The organism is Gloeocapsopsis crepidinum LEGE 06123 (assembly GCF_015207655.1).
GTDB classification, from domain to species: domain Bacteria; phylum Cyanobacteriota; class Cyanobacteriia; order Cyanobacteriales; family Chroococcidiopsidaceae; genus Gloeocapsopsis; species Gloeocapsopsis crepidinum.
Window position 1 is genome coordinate 41,094 of record NZ_JADEWN010000014.1, and the last position, 22,537, is coordinate 63,630.

A 22,537-nucleotide genomic window follows, 5' to 3' on the forward strand; every position below is an offset into this window, starting at 1 on the left:
AGTATGGATAGCAATGAAACAGAATTACAACGGCGATCGCAGCTTTCTCCTGTCAAACAGGCTTTGCTGAAAAAACGCTTACAAAACAAAACTCATTCAGATTCACAACTCAATCAAATTCCTCAACGTCCACAAAATTGTGCTATCTTGCTATCTTATGCTCAAGAACGGTTATGGTTAGTTGAAGGGTTATCTGGTGCTGCTATATACAATATGTTTAGTAGCATTCTAATTAAAGGAAAGCTTGATATATTTGCATTAGAACGCAGTATTCAAGAAATCGTTCAACGCCATGAAATCTTAAGGACATCATTCTCAGCCGTAGAAGGACAACCAATTCAGGTCATTGGTTCTACGTCGTTGACATTACCGCTAGTTGATTTGCGACATTTAGCTGTTGACAAGCAGCAACAAGAAGTTCAACGCTTAACGATATCTGAACAAACGCAAGCTTTCGACTTAGCAAAAGATCCACTGTTGCGAGTTCAGTTGCTGCATTTGAATGAAGCAGAATACTTGATGCTATTGACTATTCATCATATTGTTGCTGATGCTTGGTCGCGGGGAATTTTCTTGCAAGAGTTAGCAACGCTTTATACCGCCTTCAGCCAAGGAAAATCTTCTCCTTTATCAAAATTACCCATTCAATATGCAGATTATGCAGTTTGGCAACGACAGCAACTTCAGGGTGAATTGTTAGAAACGCAGCTGGCTTACTGGCAAGAGAAATTACAGGGTGAATTACCAATTCTGAATTTACCAACCGATCGCCCTCGACCGCGATCGCAGACATACAAAGGTGCAAGTCTATGCTTTACGTTACCTCAAACACTCACGAATTCACTGCAAGCCTTGAGCCATCAAGAGAGTGTAACATTGTTTGTCACGTTGTTAGCTGCATTCAAGGTGCTATTGCATCGCTATACCGGACAGGATGATATTTTAGTTGGTTCTCCGTTTGCTAACCGTAACCGACCGGAAGTAGAAGGGTTGATTGGATTTTTCGTGAATACTTTGGTGTTGCGTAGCGACTTATCGGGTAATGTGAGTTTTCGAGAATTATTAGGTCGAGTACGCGAGGTGGTATTAGGTGCGATCGCCCATCAAGATTTACCATTTGAAAAGCTATTGGAATCTTTATCGCAGCGTCGTTCCAGTAGTAAGCCTCCGTTTCAAGTCATGTTCTCGTTGCAAAATCTACCAGATGTCACGCTGGAATTACCAGGCATCACATTAAGTTTTCCCGAAGTAGAAAATCAAACAGCGTTTTTCGATTTGGTTCTGTCGATTACACAGACCAAGCAAGGATTAACTGGTGTCATGGAATACAACACCGATTTATTCAATCGAGATGCGATCGCGCGGATGCTAGAACATTATCAGGTTCTACTCAAAGGTATCGTTGCCAACCCAGACCAGAGTATCGCAACCTTACCATTACTTACCGCGAAAGAACAGGCAACTTTAGCAACATGGCAACAAATCGAGTGCTATTATCCTCAAGATAAGTGCTTGCATCAGTTATTTGAAGCCCAAGTAGAACAAACACCAAATGCGGTAGCCGTCGTATTTGAAAATGAGCAACTAACATACCGCGAACTCAATCAAAAAGCAAATCAACTCGCGCATCATCTCCATAGCTTGGGAATTAAAACTCAAGCCAAAGTTGGGTTATGCGTCGAACGTTCGATTGAAATGGTTGTAGGGATATTAGGAATTCTCAAAGCGGGTGCAGCTTACGTACCTATCGATCCCAATTACCCACGGCAGAGGTTGGAGTTTATCTTAGCAGATGCACAAGTAGAATTACTTCTAACGCAGAGTCAATTCAAGATTGAATATCCAACGCAATTAGCATTAGACACATTCGCTAGCAATACCCAATCAGTTGAAAATCTTAACTTAGAAGTTACCGCAGATAACATTGCCTACGTCATTTATACTTCTGGTTCTACAGGGACACCCAAAGGAGTTTTGTGTACGCACTACAACGTCGTCCGTCTGTTTCAAGCGACGCAAGCGTGGTTCAACTTCAATTCCCGCGATGTCTGGACGCTGTTTCACTCGATCGCCTTTGACTTTTCAGTTTGGGAATTATGGGGTGCGTTACTTCACGGTGGAAAACTCGCGATCGTTCCTTATTGGGTGAGTCGTTCTCCCGAAGAATTTTATGCGATGTTGTTGCAACACAAGGTGACAGTTCTCAACCAAACACCCTCAGCATTTCGTCAGTTAATGCGCGTTGATGCTGAACGCGATCGCCACGATTTAAACTTGCGTTTCGTTATTTTTGGCGGCGAAGCGTTAGAAATCCAAAGTTTGAAGCCTTGGTTAGAAAAACACGGGCGATCGCCGCAGTTAATCAATATGTACGGAATTACCGAAACAACTGTCCATGTTACCTATCGTCCCATCACCATCGCCGATATCTCCAATCATTGCGGTAGTGTTATTGGTCGTCCCATACCAGATTTGCAAATTTATCTACTAGATCAAAATCAACAACTTGTACCCATCGGAATTCCAGGAGAAATCTATGTAGGGGGTGCAGGAGTCGCATCAGGTTATCTCAACCGTACTGAAACCAACTCAAAGTTTATTCCTCATCTCTTTAACAATAACTCCTCAGCGCGTCTTTATCGAACAGGCGATCTAGCGCGTTACTTAGCAAACGGTGAGATGGAATACTTAGGGCGAATTGACAATCAGGTGAAAATTCGCGGTTTCCGCATTGAAATCGGCGAAATCGAAACAGTACTAGCTACCCATCCTGAAGTTGCAGAAGTTGTTGTACTCGTCAGAGAACTTGAAGACAAGCAGATTATTGCCTACGTTGTACCACGGCAAAAACACAGCAAACTTACAACGAATCTGCGTCAGTTCCTGCAACAAAAACTACCCGATTACATGTTGCCATCTGCCTTCGTTATCTTAGATACATTACCACTCACATCAAACGGTAAAGTAGACAGACAAGCATTACCCGCACCAGATTGTCACAGAACAGATGTTACAACTTCCTTAGTTGCACCACGAACACCGATAGAAAAAGCATTAGCAGCAATCTGGTCAGAATTACTTCATGTTGAATTCATAGGCATTCACGAGAACTTCTTTGAAATAGGCGGACACTCACTTTTAGTAACACAACTTCTGTCCCGCATTCGCCGACAATTTCAAGTAGATTTACCTTTAAAAGTCATTTTCACTGTAGGTTTTACAATTGCAGAATTAGCAAAAATTATTAGAGAATACCAACTTCAGCAAGTAGAAACCGACGATATTGTTGCGCTTCTTCAAGAATTAAACGAACTCTCAGATCAAGAAGTGCTAATGACACTCAATCAATTGCAGTGACTGTTAATATATTTTCCTCTGCGCCTAATTAGGTTCATTTCAATAAAAACTTCTTCACACTTCAAAGCAGATTGCTATAGCAACAAGGATTATGGCAAACATCCTACTCACAACACACTGGTCAAACGGAGAAGTCTACCCGTTTATCAAAATAGGTAAGGAACTGAAAGTGCGGGGGCATAACGTCACCGTCATCACAAACTGCTACTTTGAAAAAGCAGTACAACAAGCAAAGTTAAATTTCCTAGCGCTAGACACTCCAGAAGAATTTGAGCAGTTAATGACAGAGGGATATTTATTTAATACCCCGCAAGGATTCTTAAAAATTTATCAACAATATGTTTTGCCAAAAGTAGCCACAGAATATCAATTAATAACTAAACTGTACTCTCCTAAAGAAACTATTTTAGTTGCCCGTTCCACACCAGGAATTGCCGCACGAATCGCCGCCGAAAAACTAGAAATACCACTCATAGCGGTGATGTCTTCTCCCAGTCATGTATCAACTCAACCGCTAGCCGAAGAAATGATCGGTTCAATTCTGGGTGGTGAAATTAATCAAATTAGAACAAAAATTGGTCTACCTGTTATAGAAAACTGGTCAGCATGGTTAAGAAATACACCGAGTCAAACAATCGGACTGTGGGCAGATTGGTTTTGTGATGCAATTACAGAATCATCTGGAGTCTTGCAAACAGGTTTTATCTGGGACGACGAACCCACAACCAGCGCTATTCCTGCAGATATCCAAGATTTTTTGCAACAGGAACCACCAATCCTGATTACAGGTGGAACAACATCATTGGCTGGAGAAAAGTTTTTTGAAGTAAGTGCCGCAGCCTGTCAGTTACTAGATCGTCCAGGGTTATTAGTAACTCGTCATCAAAAATTGGTTCCTAGCAACCTTCCACAACGTGTGAAGTGGATGAAATACCTGCCATCACTGGCTAGCTGTATGCCTTACACTAGCGCAATTATCCATCATGGCGGTTTAGTCACAAGCGGTCAAGGCTTAGCAGCAGGGATACCTCAATTAGTTTTAGCGAGTGGTGCCGATCAACTTTACACTGGTTCTTGTCTGAATCACTTAGGGGTTGGCAAATATCTAACTAGTTCGCAATGGCAACTTGAAGTTGTTGCGCAAAGTCTGCATCAATTAATCAATTCAGATTTAGTGCGCGATCGCTGTCGAATATTCGCAGATAAGTTTATCGACACTGATCCAGTTGCAACAACTTGTGACGTGATTGAAGCACAAATATCCCGCCAAAAATCATTCCGCAACGTTTTAGTCGAGGAAGACTTAGAAAACGCATCTCACGCAGCCACAACCAACACCAAACCCCAGAAAACAACTCACAGCCAACTTCTTGCGCTAGCAGAAAAACTATCTCCCGAAAAACTGGCACTGCTAGAACTAAAGTTGATGCAAAAGGAAAGAAATCCAAAAACGATTCCTGCTATTCCCCGCCAACCCGAACTCAATTATTTTCCCCTTTCGTTTGCGCAACAACGCCTGTGGTTTCTCGATCAATTAGAACCAGGCAACCCTACATATAACATCTCTGGTGCGGTTCAACTTACGGGAAGGCTAAACATTACAGCCCTAGAACAATCGTTTCAGGCATTAGTGCAACGCCATGAAGCGTTAAGAACGACTTTTGCGATCGTACAAGAACAACCAATGCAAGCGATCGCTGCAAGTTTGCCGTTTGCAATCCCAATAGTAAATCTACAAGAACTTCCCCAAAGCCAACAGCAACAACAAATTCAATCTCTTATTGCTGAAGAACAAATTCGTCCGTTTGATCTTAACCAAGGTTCATTACTACGAGTTACGTTGCTACAGCTGAATCCAGAAAACCACGTGATGTTGTTTTCCATGCATCACATTATCTCTGATGGCTGGTCAATGGGAATCTTGATTCGAGAAATTGCTCAATTTTACGAAGCGTTTTCTACAGGGAAGCTTCCTGCACTTCCCCCATTACCAATTCAGTATGCAGACTTTGCAGTTTGGCAGCGTCAATTGTTGCAAACAGAAGTACTAAAAACCCAGATGAATTATTGGAAGCGGCAATTAGCAGGCGATCTTCCTGTACTCAATTTAAGCAGCGATAGCCCCCGTCCGCAAGTTACAAGTTGCCAAGGTGCGACTTATACATTTGCATTACCCACAGATTTATCCCAAAAACTCCAAACGCTTTCTCATCAAGCAGGTGTCACCCTGTTTATGACTTTACTAGCAGCTTTTAAAACTCTCTTGCACCGCTATACAAACCAAGTAGATATTATTGTTGGTACTGATGTTGCTAACCGTAACCATGCGGAAATTGAAGGATTAATTGGCTTTTTTATTAACCTATTAGTCTTGCGAACCGATTTATCAGGTAATCCAACTTTTCGCGAACTTTTAGAACGAGTACGCGAGGTAGCCATAGCAGCATACACTCATCAAGATCTCCCTTTTGCAAAATTAGTAGAAGAACTGCAACCAGAACGTCATTCACACCCAACTCCGCTATTTCAAATTTTATTTGTTATGCAAAATATCCCTATAGCACAGCAGTCATTATTGGGTTTGAACATTAAACAATTTGAAGTTGATATTAAAACGACGAAGTTTGATTTAGCATTATTTATGAGTGAAACCGAGCAAGGAATAGTCGGTAACTGGAACTATAATACTGAGTTATTTACTGCTAATAATATTGCTCAGATAACAAGTCATTTTCAAGTTTTGCTGAATAGCATCGTTATCCAACCCGATGCGCGAATTAGCAGTTTGGAAATTTTTACACAAACAGAAATAAAACAACAAGTTATGCAACAAAGTGAACGTAAAGCTTTCAAACGAGAAAAGTTTATGAAAGTTGCACCTAAAGCTGTTAATCTATCAACACAATTAGTTAAACTAGATTATCTCCAGCCAGGGCAAACATTACCTTTAGTCATTAGTCCCGCTAATGATGGAATTAATTTAATCGACTGGACTAAAAATAACAGTAATTTCATCGAGAAAGAATTACTCAAACACGGCGCAATTCTGTTTAGAGGTTTTCTAAAATCTGTCTCTGAATTTGAAAGCTTTGCACAAACTATTTGTCCAAACTTGTTTGGAGAATATGGCGATCTACCACGCGAGGGAGTTAGCGGTAAAGTTTACACCTCGACTCCTTATCCACCAGATAAAGCAATTTTATTCCATAACGAAAGTTCTCATTTACATCGCTTTCCTTTAAAAATTTGGTTTTTCTGCGTTCAACCAGCAGCACAGGGAGGAGAAACACCACTAGTAGATTGTCGCCAAATATATCAATTACTCGACCCCAAAACCAAAGAAAAGTTTGCCGATAAAAAGTTATTGTACATTCGTAATTATATAGATGGTTTAGATGTTAGCTGGCAAGAGTTCTTTCATACTACAGAAAAAGCGAAAATTGAGGATTTTTGTCGTCAATCAGCTACTAATTTTGAATGGCTTACCAATGATAATTTGAAAACTTCAAAAGTATGTCATGCCATAGCACAACACCCAATAACTCATGAAGCTGTCTTTTTTAACCAAATTCAGTTGCATCATATCGCTTGTTTAGAGCCAGCCGTGCGCGAATCTCTATTCTCTTTATTTGGCAAAGACAAGTTACCGCGTAATGTTTACTACGGTGATGGTTCGCCAATTGAAGACGCAGTAATAGAAGAAGTTTTGGATGTTTATTCGCAAGCAACAATTAGTTTCCCTTGGCAAAAAGGCGATGTCTTAATGTTAGATAATATGCTCGTTGCTCACGGACGGAATCCTTATGTTGGACCACGTAAGATTGTGGTAGCGATGGGTGAAATGGTTAACAGCGAAGACATTATTAGTTAGAAATTGAGAATTAGAATGCAATCAAATACTATTCAAGGATTTCGGCTTTCTCCTCAACAGAAACGTCTTTGGTCATTACAAGCAAATAGTTCAGTTTATAAGACGCAGTGTGCAGTTATTATTGAAGGCAATCTTAATGTTGATTTGTTAAAGAAATCTATAGAAAAAATTACTGATAAGCATGAAATGCTTCGTACTAGGTTTCACTGCTTATCGGGTATGAAAATGCCGATAATGGTTGTAGAAAACTACAGCTTTCCTATATGGCAAGAGCTAAATTGGACAGATTGTAGCCCGCAGGAGCAATTAACAAAATTTGATTTGCTTTTTGATGAGCTAATTTATCAAGATATTAACTGGATTGGCAATTACTTTAATGTCTATTTAGTTCAATTTACTACAAAAAAGTATATTTTAATTATTAGCTTACCTGCAATTTATGCAGATACCTGGACGCTTGCTAATGTTGTTCAAGAAATTAGCAATCTTTATCAAATTTATCTAAAAAATCATCATAATAATCAAGAAGAGGTTGTTCAATACGTACAATTTGCAGAATGGCAAAATCAATTACTCGAAGAATCAGACGCTGAAGCAGGTAAAAATTATTGGAGTCAGGTTTCATCTTTACCCTTAAATACCTTATTACCCTTTGAAGCTAAAAAGTATCAATATACATTTTCACCAGCATCTTTAAGGCTGAGGCTTGCTCCTAATATTACAAATAAATATGCAACTACCGAGATATTTTTACTTACCTGTTGGCAAATATTGCTATGGCGATTGACAAAGCAAGCAGATATTACAATCGGAATGGTAGCTCGTGGTAGAGAATATGAAGAATTACATGATGCTTTAGGTTTATTTGCTAAAACTTTACCAATTCGTTGTCAATTAACTGCTGACTTGTCTTTTACAGATGTGTTGCATTTAGTTGAAAAACAAGTAGCTGACGCGGAAGAGTGGCAAGATTATTTTGTTGATGAGTGTTTGGGAGAAGATAGCAATCGCATTGCGTTTCCGTTTGGTTTTGAATTTTCGCAATCTCCTATTTTAAGCTCTAGTGCAGCAGTTAATTTTGCAATTTATCGACAATATACTTGTATCGAACCATTTAAAATAAAATTATCCTGCATCGAAAGTAATAATTTATTCATTGACTTCAGCTACAACCAAGAATTATTTACTTTAGAAAGTATTCAACAGATAGCAGCACAATTCCAAACTTTAGTTACTAGCGCTGCTCAAAACCCAGAAACTCCCATTAGTAAGCTAGAAATATTAAGTCCTAGCGATCGCCAAAAATTGTTAGTAGATTTTAACAATACTCAAAGAGATTTTCCTCTCAATCGATGCATTCACCAAATTTTTGAAGAACAAGCTGCAAATCACCCAGACAAAATTGCTGTTGTTTTTGAAGATGAGCAATTAACTTACGCTGAACTCAATCATAAAGCCAACCAACTCGCCCATTATTTACGCTCTTTAAAAATCGATTCAGAACAAATTGTCGGAATTTACCTGGAACGTTCCCTAGAAACAATTGTCGCTATTCTAGGTATCCTCAAGGCTGGCTATGCATATCTTGTTTTTGATGTCAATCTGCCAGCAGAAGCAATAGCAATGCGATCGCACATTGCTGAAGTAGCATTAGTTTTAACTCAAGAGTCTTTAGCGGCAAAGTTACCAAATAACCTAACGTATCAATGTCTTGATAAAAATATTCTTCAACAAAGTCAAGAAAATCTCTCTATTCAGGTTAGTAGCGATAATTTGGTGTATGTTGTCTTTACCTCTGGCTCAACGGGTACACCCAAAGGAGTTGCCATTGAGCATCGACAACTGCTCAATTATGTATGGGGTATTTTAGAGAGATTATCTTTACCCGCAGGTGCTAGCTTTGCGACTGTTTCCACTTTCGCAGCAGATTTAGGTAACACCGCAGTTTTCTCAGCACTATGTAGCGGAGGCTGTTTGCATATAGTTGCCCAACACCGAACTACCGACAGCAAATTACTTGCAGATTACTTTCAGCGTCATTCTGTGGATTGTTTAAAAATAGTTCCTTCGCATTTAGCTGCGTTGTTAGAGGATGGTGCTAAATCAATATTGCCATTGCAAAGATTAATTTTAGGTGGTGAAGCAGCGAGTTGGAGTTTGATTGAACAGATCCGACAATTATCACCACACTGCCATATCATTAATCATTATGGTCCCACGGAAACTACCGTCGGGGTCATGACGTATGCCATCAGCAACGAGCAAACAATTTATACCACGGAAACAGTTCCTCTTGGTCGTCCCTTACCAAATATTCAAGCGTACGTCTTAGACGAGCAGTTGCAGCTACTACCAATTGGCGTGCCAGGAGAATTGTATATTGGTGGCGCTGGGTTAGGACGGGGCTATCTCAATTCACCAGAATTAACAAAAGAAAAATTTATTACACATTCCTTTGGTAATTCTCCGCAAAGGCTGTATCGTACTGGTGATTTAGTTCGTTATCTGCCTGATGGCAATCTAGAGTTTTTAGGACGCATTGACAATCAGGTAAAAGTACGCGGTTTTCGCATTGAACTTGAGGAAATTGAAGTTGTTCTTAGCCAACACCACCAAATACAACAAGCTGTTGTTGCCCTCCAGGAAGACAAGCCAGGGGATAAACGCTTAATTGCTTACTTAGTCACCAAGCCAAATCAACAACTCAGTATTGATGAACTGCGGCAGTTTTTACAACAGAAATTGCCTGAATATATGCTGCCTTCAGGTTTTGTGTTGCTGAAAAAGCTACCTCTCACTGCAAATGGTAAAGTCAACCGCCAAGCATTACCCGCGCCAGAACGACAATTAGAATCAGCGACAATTGTTGCTCCTAGAACTCCGGTTGAAGAAGTACTGACTGGAATCTGGGCAGAAATCCTCGGTGTCAAACTAGGGATCTATGATAACTTCTTTACATTAGGCGGTCATTCGCTCTTAGCAACTCAGGTTATTTCCCGCTTACGCAAAGTTTTTGAGATCGATTTACCTTTACGCCAGTTGTTTGAAACGCCTACAGTTGCAGAGATTGCTACCCATATAGAAACAGCCATGCGGGCGGGGGTAACACCAGATACATCACCACTGGTACGAGATCCCAAATTACCCCTCTCCTTTGCCCAGCAACGCTTATGGTTTTTAGACCAATTCAATCCTCAGAGTCCTTTTTATAGCCTACCTCGTACGGTTCGTCTGACTGGAAACTTAAATGTCGATGCATTTCACGCCAGTATCAACGAGATCGTGCGCCGTCATGAAGCTTTGCGGACAAACTTTATCAGCGTTGACGGAGAACCAGTACAGCAGATTGCTGCCTCAATGCACGTACCTTTGCCTATTATCGACTTGCGCGAGTTTCCAGAACCAATACGGGAAGAAAAAGCCAAACAACTAGCACTTACCGAAGCTCAAAAAGGATTTGACTTGAGTGCAGATCCTCTACTGCGGGTGACTTTATTACGCATGGCAGAGGATGAACATATTTTACTGTTCGCCATGCACCATATCATTTCCGATGGCTGGTCAATTGGGATATTAATTAATGAGCTAACAACTCTGTATCAAGCCTTCAGTGCAGGTAAACCTTCGCCATTACCTGAACTACTCATTCAGTATGCAGATTTTGCCACCTGGCAACACCGCTGGCTGCAAACTGAACTTGAGCCACAACTGAATTATTGGCAGCAACAACTCGCAGACATTACACCCCTACAATTGCCTACCGACTTACCTCGCCCAGCAGTCCAAAGCTTTCGCGGTGCCACCACAACTATATCACTCTCACCTGAACTCACTAGCGCACTCCAAGCCTTAAGCCGTCGTCAAGGCGTGACTCTGTTCATGACATTACTCGCGGCGTTCCAGACGTTGCTATATCGCTACAGCGGGCAAAGTGATATTGCTGTTGGTTCACCAATTGCGAATCGTAACCGCGTGGAAATTGAGCCATTAATCGGCTTTTTTGCGAACACCTTAGTTTTAAGAAGCAACGTTGTTGGAACTCTTAGCTTTGCAGATTTGCTGCAACAAGTGCGACAAATGACGTTAGCAGCGTATACGCATCAAGATTTACCGTTCGAGTACTTAGTCGCGCAACTGCAACCCGATCGCAGCCTCGATCGCAACCCACTATTTCAGGTGATGTTTGCACTGCAAAGTGCGGCGGTTGAACTCAACTTACCAGGTTTAAGTGTAAGTGTACTCGAATGCGATCGCACTTCGGCAATCTTCGATTTAAGTCTATCACTGCAAGAAACTGATTCCGGACTATCGGGCAGTTTAGAATACAACACTGACTTGTTTCATGCGGAAACGATCGCGCGGATGGTGGAACACTTTGAGATTTTGCTAGAAGAAATTGTGGCAAATCCGCAGCAACACCTGAAGAGTTTACCCCTGCTGAGTCGCGCCGAACAACACCAATTACTCGTCGAGTGGAACAACACGCACGTAGATTATCCCCTCAATAAGTGCATTCACGAGTTGTTTGCCGCACAAGTCGAAAAAACACCAGATGCTTTAGCGGTGGTTTGCGGTGAAAATCTTAGCTATCGCGAACTCGATCGCCAAGCTAATTGTTTAGCGCAGTATTTACAAACATTAGGTGTTAAACCAGAATTAGTTGGTCTTTGCGTTGAGCGTTCCTTAGATATGGTTGTGGGGATGATGGCAATCCTCAAAGCAGGTGGGGCTTATGTTCCCTTAGATCCAGCTTATCCTCAAGAACGTCTAGCCTATATTGTAGAAGATGCAAAGCTGACAGTCATACTGACTCAGACGCACTTACACTCAAAACTACCTCCGCATCAAGCACAGATAATCTGTCTGGATAGTGATGAGATAAATTATCAGGCTGACATAGAGTATTCTAGCGATCGCGTTAACGCTGAAAATCTAGCTTATGTTATCTACACTTCTGGTTCCACAGGAAAGCCCAAGGGAGTTTTAGTTAGTCATCGCGCTTTAGTCAACCATAGCCTTGCAGTCGCGCAAGCTTACCAACTGCAACCGCAGGATCGAGTTTTACAATTTGCTTCAATCAGTTTTGATGTTGCAGCCGAAGAAATTTTTGCATCTTGGTTGAGTGGCGCAACTGTTGTCATTCGCACTGAACAAATATCAAGTTTTGCCAATTTCCAGCAATTCTTATCACAGCAAAAACTCTCCGTCCTCAATTTACCAACGGCTTATTGGCACGAGTGGGTATCCTATCTGCAATTTACGAACACTTCCTTACCTTCTACAGTGCGCTTAGTCATTGTTGGAACCGAACAAGCATCATCAGAAAAACTTGCACTTTGGCAAAAAATTGCAAGTCAAAACGTCCGGTGGTTAAATGCCTATGGACCAACCGAAGCAACAATTGGCGTGACAGTCTACGAAGCCAATACCTATACAGAGCAAGCTCATGCTTACGTACCCGTTGGTCGTCCAATTGCCAACACCCAAATCTATATCCTTGACCAACATCTCAATCCTACACCTGTAGGAATTCCTGGCGAATTATACATCGGTGGTGCTTGTTTGGCAAAGGGTTATCTCAATCAACCAAAACTGACGCTTGAGAAATTTATTCCCAATCCTTTTAGCCGCGAACCAGATGCTTGTTTGTACAAAACTGGTGATGTCGCTCGCTACCTACCCGATGGAAATATTGAACTCATCGGACGCATTGACGATCAAGTAAAAATTCGTGGTTTTCGCATTGAATTAGGAGAGATTCGGGCTGTACTGCAACAGCATCCAGATGTATCGGTAGCAGTTGTCCAGCCCCAAGCAGATATTGCTAATGGCAAACGCTTAGTTGCCTACATTGTACCAAACCGAGATATAGATACTGCTGAATTACGTCGTTATCTGCAACAAAAATTACCCGACTACATGGTTCCGTGGGCATTTGTACTGTTAGACAGTCTACCATTAACACCCAACGGTAAATTAGACCTTCAAGCACTGCCAGCACCACAGATAGAACGTAGCTCAACTCTACCCAAAACTGCGGCTGAGGAAGTTGTTGCAGATGTTTGGAAACAAGTTCTCAATCTCGAACAAGTGGGCATTCAAGACAACTTTTTTGAGTTAGGCGGACATTCATTACTCGCGACACAAGTCACTTCCCGCCTGAGTAGAATTTTTCAAATCGAATTTCCTATCCGTTGCTTGTTTGAGGCTCCTACTATTGAAGGTTTGGTAGAGGCATTAGCAAAACTTGGTAATGGGCAAGATATTGAAAAAATTGCTCAAACGATCAAAGCCCAACCACAACAAATAGAGACAGCAACACAGATTATTCCCAGGAGAAATACTGATTCTTGTCCACTTTCGTTTGCTCAAGCGCGGCTCTGGTTTCTTAACCAACTAGGGACAGATAGTGCTTACAACATCTTTGAAGCAGTATGTCTCAAGGGTTGGCTCGATATTGAGATATTACAACAGAGCTTCAATGAAATCCTCTGCCGTCACGAAGTTTTAAGGACAAGCTTTGCACTTGTTGACGGTCAACCTGTACAGATCATTGCTCCTACTTTAAGCTTAACGATTTCAGTTGTAGACCTGCGGCATTTACCCAACAGCGAAAAAGCAGCAGAAGTTAAACGCCTTGCAAAATCGGAAGCTCAATGCCCCTTTAATTTAGCGCAAGCCCCATTGTTGCGAGTAACCCTACTTAAATTGGGTGAAACCGAGCATGTGGTGTTATTAACTATGCACCATATCATTGCAGATGGATGGTCAATTGGGATTTTAATTAATGAACTCACAACTCTATATCAAGCCTTCAGTGCAGGTAAACCTTCGCCATTAACTGAACTACCGATTCAGTATGCAGATTTTGCCACCTGGCAACACCACTGGCTACAAAGTGAACTTGAGCCACAACTGAATTATTGGCAGCAACAACTCGCAGACATCACACCACTGCAACTACCTACCGACTTACCCCGCCCAGCAGTCCAAAGCTTTCGCGGTGCAACGACAACTGTTTCGCTATCACCCGCACTCACGGCGGCACTCCAAGCCTTAAGTCGTCGTCAAGGCGTAACTTTATTCATGACATTACTCGCGGCGTTCCAGACGTTGCTATATCGCTACAGCGGGCAAAGTGATATTGCTGTTGGTTCACCAATTGCGAATCGTAACCGCGTGGAAATTGAGCCATTAATCGGCTTTTTTGTCAATACCTTGGTGTTGCGCAGTTATCTGACAAGCAACCAAAGCTTTGCAGATTTGCTGCAACAAGTGCGACAAATGACGTTAGCAGCGTATACGCATCAAGATTTACCGTTCGAGTACTTAGTCGCGCAACTGCAACCCGATCGCAGCCTGGATCGCAATCCACTATTTCAGGTGATGTTTGCCTTGCAAAATGCAGCGGTTGAACTCAAGTTACCAGATTTGAATTTGAGTGTGCTGGAATGCGATCGCACTTCGGCAATCTTCGATTTAAGTCTATCACTGCAAGAAACTGATTCCGGACTACGAGGAGGTTTGCAGTACAATACCGACTTATTCCACGCTGAGACAATTGCGCGGATGGTGGAACACTTTGAGATTTTGTTAGAAGGAATTGTGGCAAATCCGCAGCAAGAGATTAAAAGTTTACCCCTGCTGAGTCGCGCCGAACAACACCGATTACTCGTCGAGTGGAACGATACGAAAATCGATTATCAACAAAACTCTTGTATTCACGAGTTATTTGCCGCACAAGTCGAACAAACACCCAATGCAGTAGCAGTTATCTTTGAGAATCAACAATTAACCTACCGAGAACTCAACGAACGTGCCAATCAACTCGCGCACTACTTGCAAAAACTGGGAGTCAAACCAGAGGTTTTAGTTGGCGTCTGTCTAGAACGTTCCTTAGAAATGGCGATCGCCCTCTTAGGTATCTTGAAAGCGGGTGGCGCTTATGTACCTCTAGACCCTGACTATCCACCAGAACGCCTAGCTTTTATGCTAGCAGATTCACAAACACCAGTTTTATTAACTCAACAACAACTGCTGACCAGATTTCCCGAACATCATTGTCTTTGTCTAGATACGGATTGGCAGGCGATCGCACAAGAAAGCTTAGAAAATCCTGTTGCGAGCGTCACCCTCGATAATTTAGCGTATACAATCTATACCTCTGGCTCTACAGGCAAGCCCAAGGGAGCAATGAATACCCACAAGGGTATCAGTAATCGTTTGTTGTGGATGCAAGCTGCATTGCAATTAACACCCAGCGATCGAGTTTTACAAAAGACTTCGTTTAGTTTTGATGTTTCTGTTTGGGAATTTTTCTTACCTTTATTAACCGGAGCAAGTCTTGTTTTAGCAAAACCTGGCGGTCATCGCGATAGTGTTTATCTAGCCGAATTAATTACCCAGCAACAAATTACAACACTTCACTTTGTTCCCTCAATGCTGCAAGTGTTTCTGCAATCAGGATTAGAATGCCATAGCTTGAAAAATGTCATTTGCAGTGGTGAGGCGCTTGACTATGAACTGCAAGAAAAATTCTTTGAGCATTGCAATGCAAAACTATATAACCTTTATGGTCCTACTGAAGCATCAATTGATGTTACCTGGTGGATTTGCCAACCAGATCAAATGCGGATTGTTCCTATCGGTTCTCCCATTGCAAATACGCAAATCTATATAGTCGATCGCTACTTGCAACCTGTTCCGATTGGCGTTCCTGGTGAGTTACACATTGGCGGTGTGGGATTAGCCAGGGGTTATTGGCAACGACCCGATTTAACCGCCGAGAAGTTTATTCCCAATCCTTTCAGTACAGAACCAGGTGACTATTTATACAAGACTGGAGATTTGGCTCGCTATCTACCCGATGGCAATATTGAATACCTCGGACGAATTGACGATCAGGTAAAAATTCGCGGTTTTCGCATTGAATTAGGAGAAATTGCCGCGCAGTTGAATCAGCATCCGCCAGTGCAGCAGGCGATCGCGATCGCTCGACAAGGTGACATCGTTGCCTATGTAGCTTCCCAAACCCACGAGACGCTGACAAGTAAAGAATTGCGTCACTTTTTGCAGGAGAAGTTACCGCAATATATGCTACCTTCTGCGTTTGTCATTTTACCAGAATTCCCACTCACGCCCAATGGCAAACTCGATCGCAAAGTTTTACCCGCGCCAGAAGTGAGACGTTCGGATTTAGAAACCTATGTAGTGCCACAAACTGATTGGGAAAAAGCAATTGCCCAAGTGTGGAGAAAAGTTCTGAATCTTGAGCAAATAAGTATCGATGATAACTTCTTTGAATTGGGAGGTCATTCGTTACTTTTGGCGCAGGTTCATAGCCAATTGCGTGAAATGATTACAGTCGATTTTTCAATACTCGATATGTTTAGGTATCCCACAATTAGGTTGCTAGCAGAGTATTTAAATCAAACAACAGTGGAAATCAGGGATATTTCAACTGAAAAAATAGCTGCTGGTAAAGCACAGCAAAGAAAACGCTTACAAAAAATTAAAAATATTAATTATGAATAATTTAACTACTCAATATCATGGCTCCGAAATTGCAATTATCGGCATGACGGGTCGCTTTCCAGGGGCTAAAAATGTTGATGAATTTTGGCACAATCTCCAAAATGGTGTCGAGTCAATTTCTTTTTTTAGCGACGCTGAATTACTCGCCGCAGGAGTCGAACCGGAATTAATTCGCGACCCCAATTTTGTCAAAGCACAAGCTGTATTAAATGACGTTGAATTATTTGATGCTCATTTCTTTGGTTTTAACCCTAAAGAAGCAGAAATTACAGATCCACAACAGCGATTGTTTTTAGAATGTGCGTGGGAAGCGATCGAAAATGCAGGCTACAACTCCGAGACATATCAAGGTGCAGTTGGAGTATATGCGGGTGTCAGCTTCAGCAGTTATTTGCTCAATGTTTATTTAAACCAAGATATCTTTAACTCGGTCGATCATCTGCAAATGGCGATCGCTAGCGACAAAGACTATCTCAGCACGCGTGTTTCTTACAAACTTAACCTCACAGGACCAAGTTACACCGTACAAACTGCTTGCTCTACTTCACTTGTCGCGGTGCATTTAGCGTGCCAAAGTTTACTGAATGGCGAATGCGATATGGCTTTGGCTGGTGGTGTATCTATCAGTGGTTCGCGCAAAAGTGGCTACATCTATAAACCCGCAGGGATCATGTCGCCCGATGGACACTGTCGCGCCTTTGATGCGCAAGCCCAGGGAACTGTCAGCGGCGAAGGCGTTGGTATTGTCGTTTTAAAGCGCCTAGAAGACGCCCTAACCGATGGGGATACTATTCATGCTTTGATTAAAGGTTCTGCGATTAACAACGATGGAGCGCGTAAAGTCAGCTACACTGCGCCTCGAATTGACGGACAAGCTCAAGTCATTAAAACCGCGCAGGCTGTTGCTGAAGTCGAACCCGATACAATTACTTATATAGAAGCTCATGGTACAGGAACATCGTTAGGCGATCCTATTGAAATTGCTGCGCTCACTCAAGCCTTTGGTACGAGTAGCGATAAGAAAAGATTTTGTGCAATTGGTTCAGTTAAAACTAATATCGGACACTTAGATGCAGCCGCTGGGGTAGCAGGTTTAATCAAAACGGTACTAGCGCTGAAACACAAACAAATACCTCCCAGCTTGCACTTTAGCCAACCTAATCCTGAAATCGACTTTGCCAATAGTCCTTTTTACGTCAACAAAACACTTGCTGAGTGGTCTAGCGATATTCCCCGTCGTGCTGGTGTAAGTTCGTTTGGTATTGGCGGGACAAATGCGCATCTCATTCTTGAAGAAGCGCCTGCTGTGGAAGTATCACACCCTTCACGTTCTTGGCATTTACTCGTTCTTTCTGCCAAAAGTGAGACAGCTTTAGCATCTGCGTCAGCTAATTTAGCTACCTATCTCGCACAAAATCCCCATTTAAATATTGCCGATGTTGCTTACACGCTGCAAGTGGGACGACGCGATTTTGACTATCGGCGAATGTGTCTTTGCCAAAACCTTACGGATGCCATCTCTGCACTAAATTCAGCATCAAGTTACCAAAAACCATGTCATCGTTCCGTTGTATTTATGTTTTCTCCTCAAGGCGCACAGTATGCCGCAATGGGGCGAGAACTCTATCAAACTGAGCCGATATTCAAACAAGAAATTGATAGGTGTTGTGCAATTCTCAAGCCACATCTAGGCATCGATTTACGCGATATCCTCTACACAAGTACCGCTTCAGAGCAACTTACGCAAACTGCAATTACTCAGCCGGCATTATTCATCACCGAGTATGCTTTAGCAAAATTATGGATGTCGTGGGGGATACATCCCGAAGCGACGATCGGTCATAGTATTGGGGAATACGTCGCTGCTGCGATCGCAGGCGTTTTTAGCCTCGAAGATGCTCTAGCAGTGGTAGCACTGCGCGGACGCTTGATGCAGGAACTTCCGCGTGGGGCAATGCTCTCGGTACAACTACCAGCATCGGAAGTTAAACCGCTATTAGGAAACACATTATCGCTAGCGGGAATAAATGCACCTTCTTTATGTGTCGTTGCAGGTACAGTTGAGGCGATCGCAAGCTTAGAGCTTGAGTTGCAAGCCAAAGGTGTTGGTTGTCGGCGACTGCAAACATCCCATGCATTTCATTCCTCAATGATGGAAGCGATCGTCGAAGTATTTACAACTCAGTTACAAAAATTCCGCTTAAATCCTCCCCAAATTCCCTTTATTTCTAACGTCAGCGGCACTTGGATAACACCTGCACAAGCGACTGACCCCAACTACTGGGCTACTCATTTGCGGCAACCTGTCTTATTTTCCCCAGGAATGACTGAGTTACTCAAACAACCAGAAAGAATATTACTAGAAGTTGGACCAGGGCGGACATTATGTACTTTCGCCTTACAGCATCAGCATGATGGACTGATTGCGCTGTCTTCGTTACGCCACCCCCAGGAGCAACATTCGGATGTCACATTTTTATTAAATACTTTGGGGCATCTCTGGCAAGCAGGTATAAAAATTAACTGGTCAGGTTTTTATGCTGACGAGCAACGCCGTCATATTCCTTTGCCGACGTATCCTTTTGAACGCCAGCGTTATTGGATTGAACCAACGCGGCAGTTATCTGCAAGAATGAGTGATATTTGGCAGTCTGTTATTATATCTGGTCATCAACAAGCGAATGCAAGTCTTGCCGAAATTGATACACAGACCTATCTTGAAAAGAAACAGTGTTTAGAACAGCTTTGTATCGCCTACATTAACCTTACTTTCCAACGTTTAGGAGCTTTTAGCAGTCCGACACGCTACTCCGTAACCCAATTGCAGGAACGCTGTCAAATTATTCCTCGCTACGAACAATTGCTGCATCGCTGGTTGGATGTATTAGTAGAACGCACTCAACTCCAGCAAGCGCAAGATTTGTTTACTAACTTTGTCCCTTGTTCTACCGCAGATTTTGAGGAACTTTCAGCCGAAGTCGAAACTCAATGGGCAGCATCGCAAGTCCCAACCTCTATTCAGTTTTGTGGTGATTTGGCAGATGTATTAACAGGGGAAAAAGAACCTTTAAGTTTGTACTTGAGTGCAACTGATAATAAAAATCCAACTCTTGAAAAGCCTGCCAATACTTGCTTAAAATCTATTCTGCGTAGCTGTTTGGCAGCGGTTGTCAAGGCATTACCCGCAGACAAGCGTTTGAGGATTTTAGAAATTGGTGCGGGACATGGTATTGCAACAACCGAATTGCTACCCATCTTGCCACCGAAACAAACAAACTACACCTTTACCGATGTGGGTGCGTGGTTCCTTCAAAAAGCGCAGCAAAAATTTAGTGCTTATCCCTTTGTTGACTATCGGTTATTAAATATTGAACAACCACCGACAACCCAAGGCTTTACACCCCACAGCTTTGATGTCATTGTGGCGGTTAATGTGCTGCATGTGACTCAACACTTAAATGAAACCTTGGATCGTGTACGTTCTTTGCTAGCCCCTGGAGGATTACTGCTACTTTGGGAAATCACCGAACCTCAATTAGAGTTTGATATTACCGATGCATTGTTAATGAATCCTTTAGCAGATGCACAACGTAGTCGAGGAAATCCCTTTTTATCAACACAACAGTGGCGAGAAATGCTATCTGCACATGGTTTTGCCAAAGTCGAGGCGTTTGATGAAACCGCAGTGTTTGCCGAACAGGTGTTAGTAGCTGAAGCATCACCGAATGGTTCCGCGAGTGCCGCATTTACAGCACCATTAGATGAGACGGAGGATACAGCAGATATTAATAATTGGTTCTATCTCCCAACTTGGAAGAGAACTTCACCACTACCACCATTTACATCTTACGTATCGCATAATTCACCTGAAACATGGTTAGTGTTTGTTGATGATTGTGGTTTAGGCGATAAACTCGTTCAAAATTTAACACAAGCTGGTCAAGAGGTCATCGCGGTTAAGGCTGGTTGCGAATTTGGTGATGATTTGTCTTCAGTTAACCAAAATACTCAGCAGAAATACATCCTCAATCCTAAACAACGTTCAGATTACGATCGCCTTTTTCAAGAATTACGCAGATTGGGTAAAATTCCCAGCAAAGTTATACATCTGTGGAGCGTTACGCCCGATCAACAGCATGAGTCAATATCGGAATTAGGTTTTTACAGCTTATTGTTTTTAGCGCAAGCGATTGGAGAGCAAAACTTTAACAATGAGATTGAAATTGGCATTGTCTCTAATCATATCCAGGATGTGACAGGTTCAGAGGTGCTGTGTCCTGAAAAAGCCTTAATTCTAGGATTTTGTCGCGTCATGCCGCTAGAATATCCTAATATTACGTGTCGCAGCATTGACATAGACTTACCCGCAGCAGATTGGCAAGAAAAACAACTGATCGACCATTTACTCACAGAATTAGTTGCCCAAACACCAGATCCTGCGATCGCCTATCGCGGACATCATCGCTGGTTGCAAACCTTTGAACCAATGCCAATAGATGCTGTAGAAGCACCTTGCTTAAGACAAGGAGGAGTCTATCTGATTACAGGTGGTTTGGGTGGTATTGGTTTAGCGTTGGCTGAGTATCTCGCCCAAACTGTAAAAGCAAAATTAGTTTTGGTTGGGCGATCGCATTTTCCCCATCGCGAGGAGTGGGAACTATTGACTCACACTCAAGATCCTTTCAGTGAAAAAATCCGCAAACTGCAAGCAATTGAAGCACTAGGTGCAGAAATCACGATCCACAGTGCCGATGTTGCAGATTATCAACAAATGGCTGTCGTCGTGCAGCAAGCAAAACAAAAGTTTGGTGCAATTCATGGAGTCATTCATGCTGCCGCAGTTCCTGGAGGAGGTATGATTCAACTCAAGACACCTGCGGATGTTGCGCAAGCCTTTGCCCCAAAAGTACAAGGAACGCGAGTACTTGATGCTTTGTTCCAAGATACTCACCTCGATTTCTTCGTACTTTGCTCATCACTCAGTTCATTTACTGGCACTCCAGGAATGGTAGACTATACTGCTGAAAATGCCTTCCTTGATGCTTTTGCCCACTACAACACAAACCAAAATCGCCCCACAATCTCAATTAACTGGGATAGATGGGATATCGGTATGGCGATCGCTGTAGAAGCACGACACAAACAGCTTACAGGTCAGAACTTAAGCCCAGCAATGAGTACATCTGAAGGAATTGCAGCCTTTCGCCGGATTCTTGCCACAAGTCAAACTCCTCAAATTCTCGTCTACACCCAAAACATCCAAAACTTAATTCAGCCCAAAACCTCCAAGCAGTCATGGGACGCACAATTATCATTACGTAATTCTCAACCAATTCACCCGCGTCCGCAATTAATAAATCCTTATGTTGCCCCCACAAATGAAATTGAGCAAAACCTTGTTCAGATTTGGCAACAACTTCTAGGTATCGATCAAATTGGCATTCACGACAACTTCTTTGAATTAGGCGGAGATTCATTATTTGCCACCCAACTTGTAGCCCAGATCTGTAAAAACTTCCAAATTGAATTGCCTTACAAAAGTTTCTTCAACGCTCCAACAATCGCACAATTATCTGTAGAAATCTTACAACAATTAACTCAACTCACCGACGAAGAAGAACTCGCAAAAGCTTTAGCTGAAATCGAACAGCTTTCAAACGACGAAGCCCAAGTAATGCTTGCTTTGCAAGAATAATTTGTAACATTTAAACTCTTTTTGCAGAGGAAGAATAGCTTTGCAACGTGTCTTCTCTACTCCTTTGCAAGTCAATCACT

4 protein-coding genes are annotated in these 22,537 nt (G+C 42.3%); all 4 read left to right on the plus strand.

All coding sequences use genetic code 11. The features are described from left to right. The first annotated feature begins 3 nt into the window (after positions 1 to 3). The 4 genes from IQ230_RS07920 to IQ230_RS27640 all read left to right on the plus strand — a co-directional run bounded on the left by IQ230_RS07920 (position 4) and on the right by IQ230_RS27640 (position 22,457). Entirely contained in the window at positions 4 to 3,357 is a 3,354-nt protein-coding gene (locus IQ230_RS07920) for a non-ribosomal peptide synthetase (protein ID WP_193931479.1), read from the plus strand. A gap of 91 nt (positions 3,358 to 3,448) precedes the next feature. Then, positions 3,449 to 7,228 carry a condensation domain-containing protein gene (locus tag IQ230_RS07925; protein WP_193931480.1) on the plus strand — a complete coding sequence of 1,260 codons (3,780 nt, stop codon included), beginning with the start codon at positions 3,449 to 3,451 and terminating at the stop codon, positions 7,226 to 7,228. Between the two features lie 15 nt (positions 7,229 to 7,243). Next, a complete protein-coding gene (locus IQ230_RS07930; RefSeq protein ID WP_193931481.1) occupies positions 7,244 to 16,762 on the plus strand; it encodes a non-ribosomal peptide synthetase in 9,519 nt (3,172 codons plus the stop codon). Then, a complete protein-coding gene (locus IQ230_RS27640; protein ID WP_193931482.1) occupies positions 16,755 to 22,457 on the plus strand; it encodes a type I polyketide synthase in 5,703 nt (1,900 codons plus the stop codon). Before IQ230_RS07930 ends, IQ230_RS27640 begins: the two co-directional genes overlap by 8 nt. Positions 22,458 to 22,537: the final 80 nt, after the last annotated feature.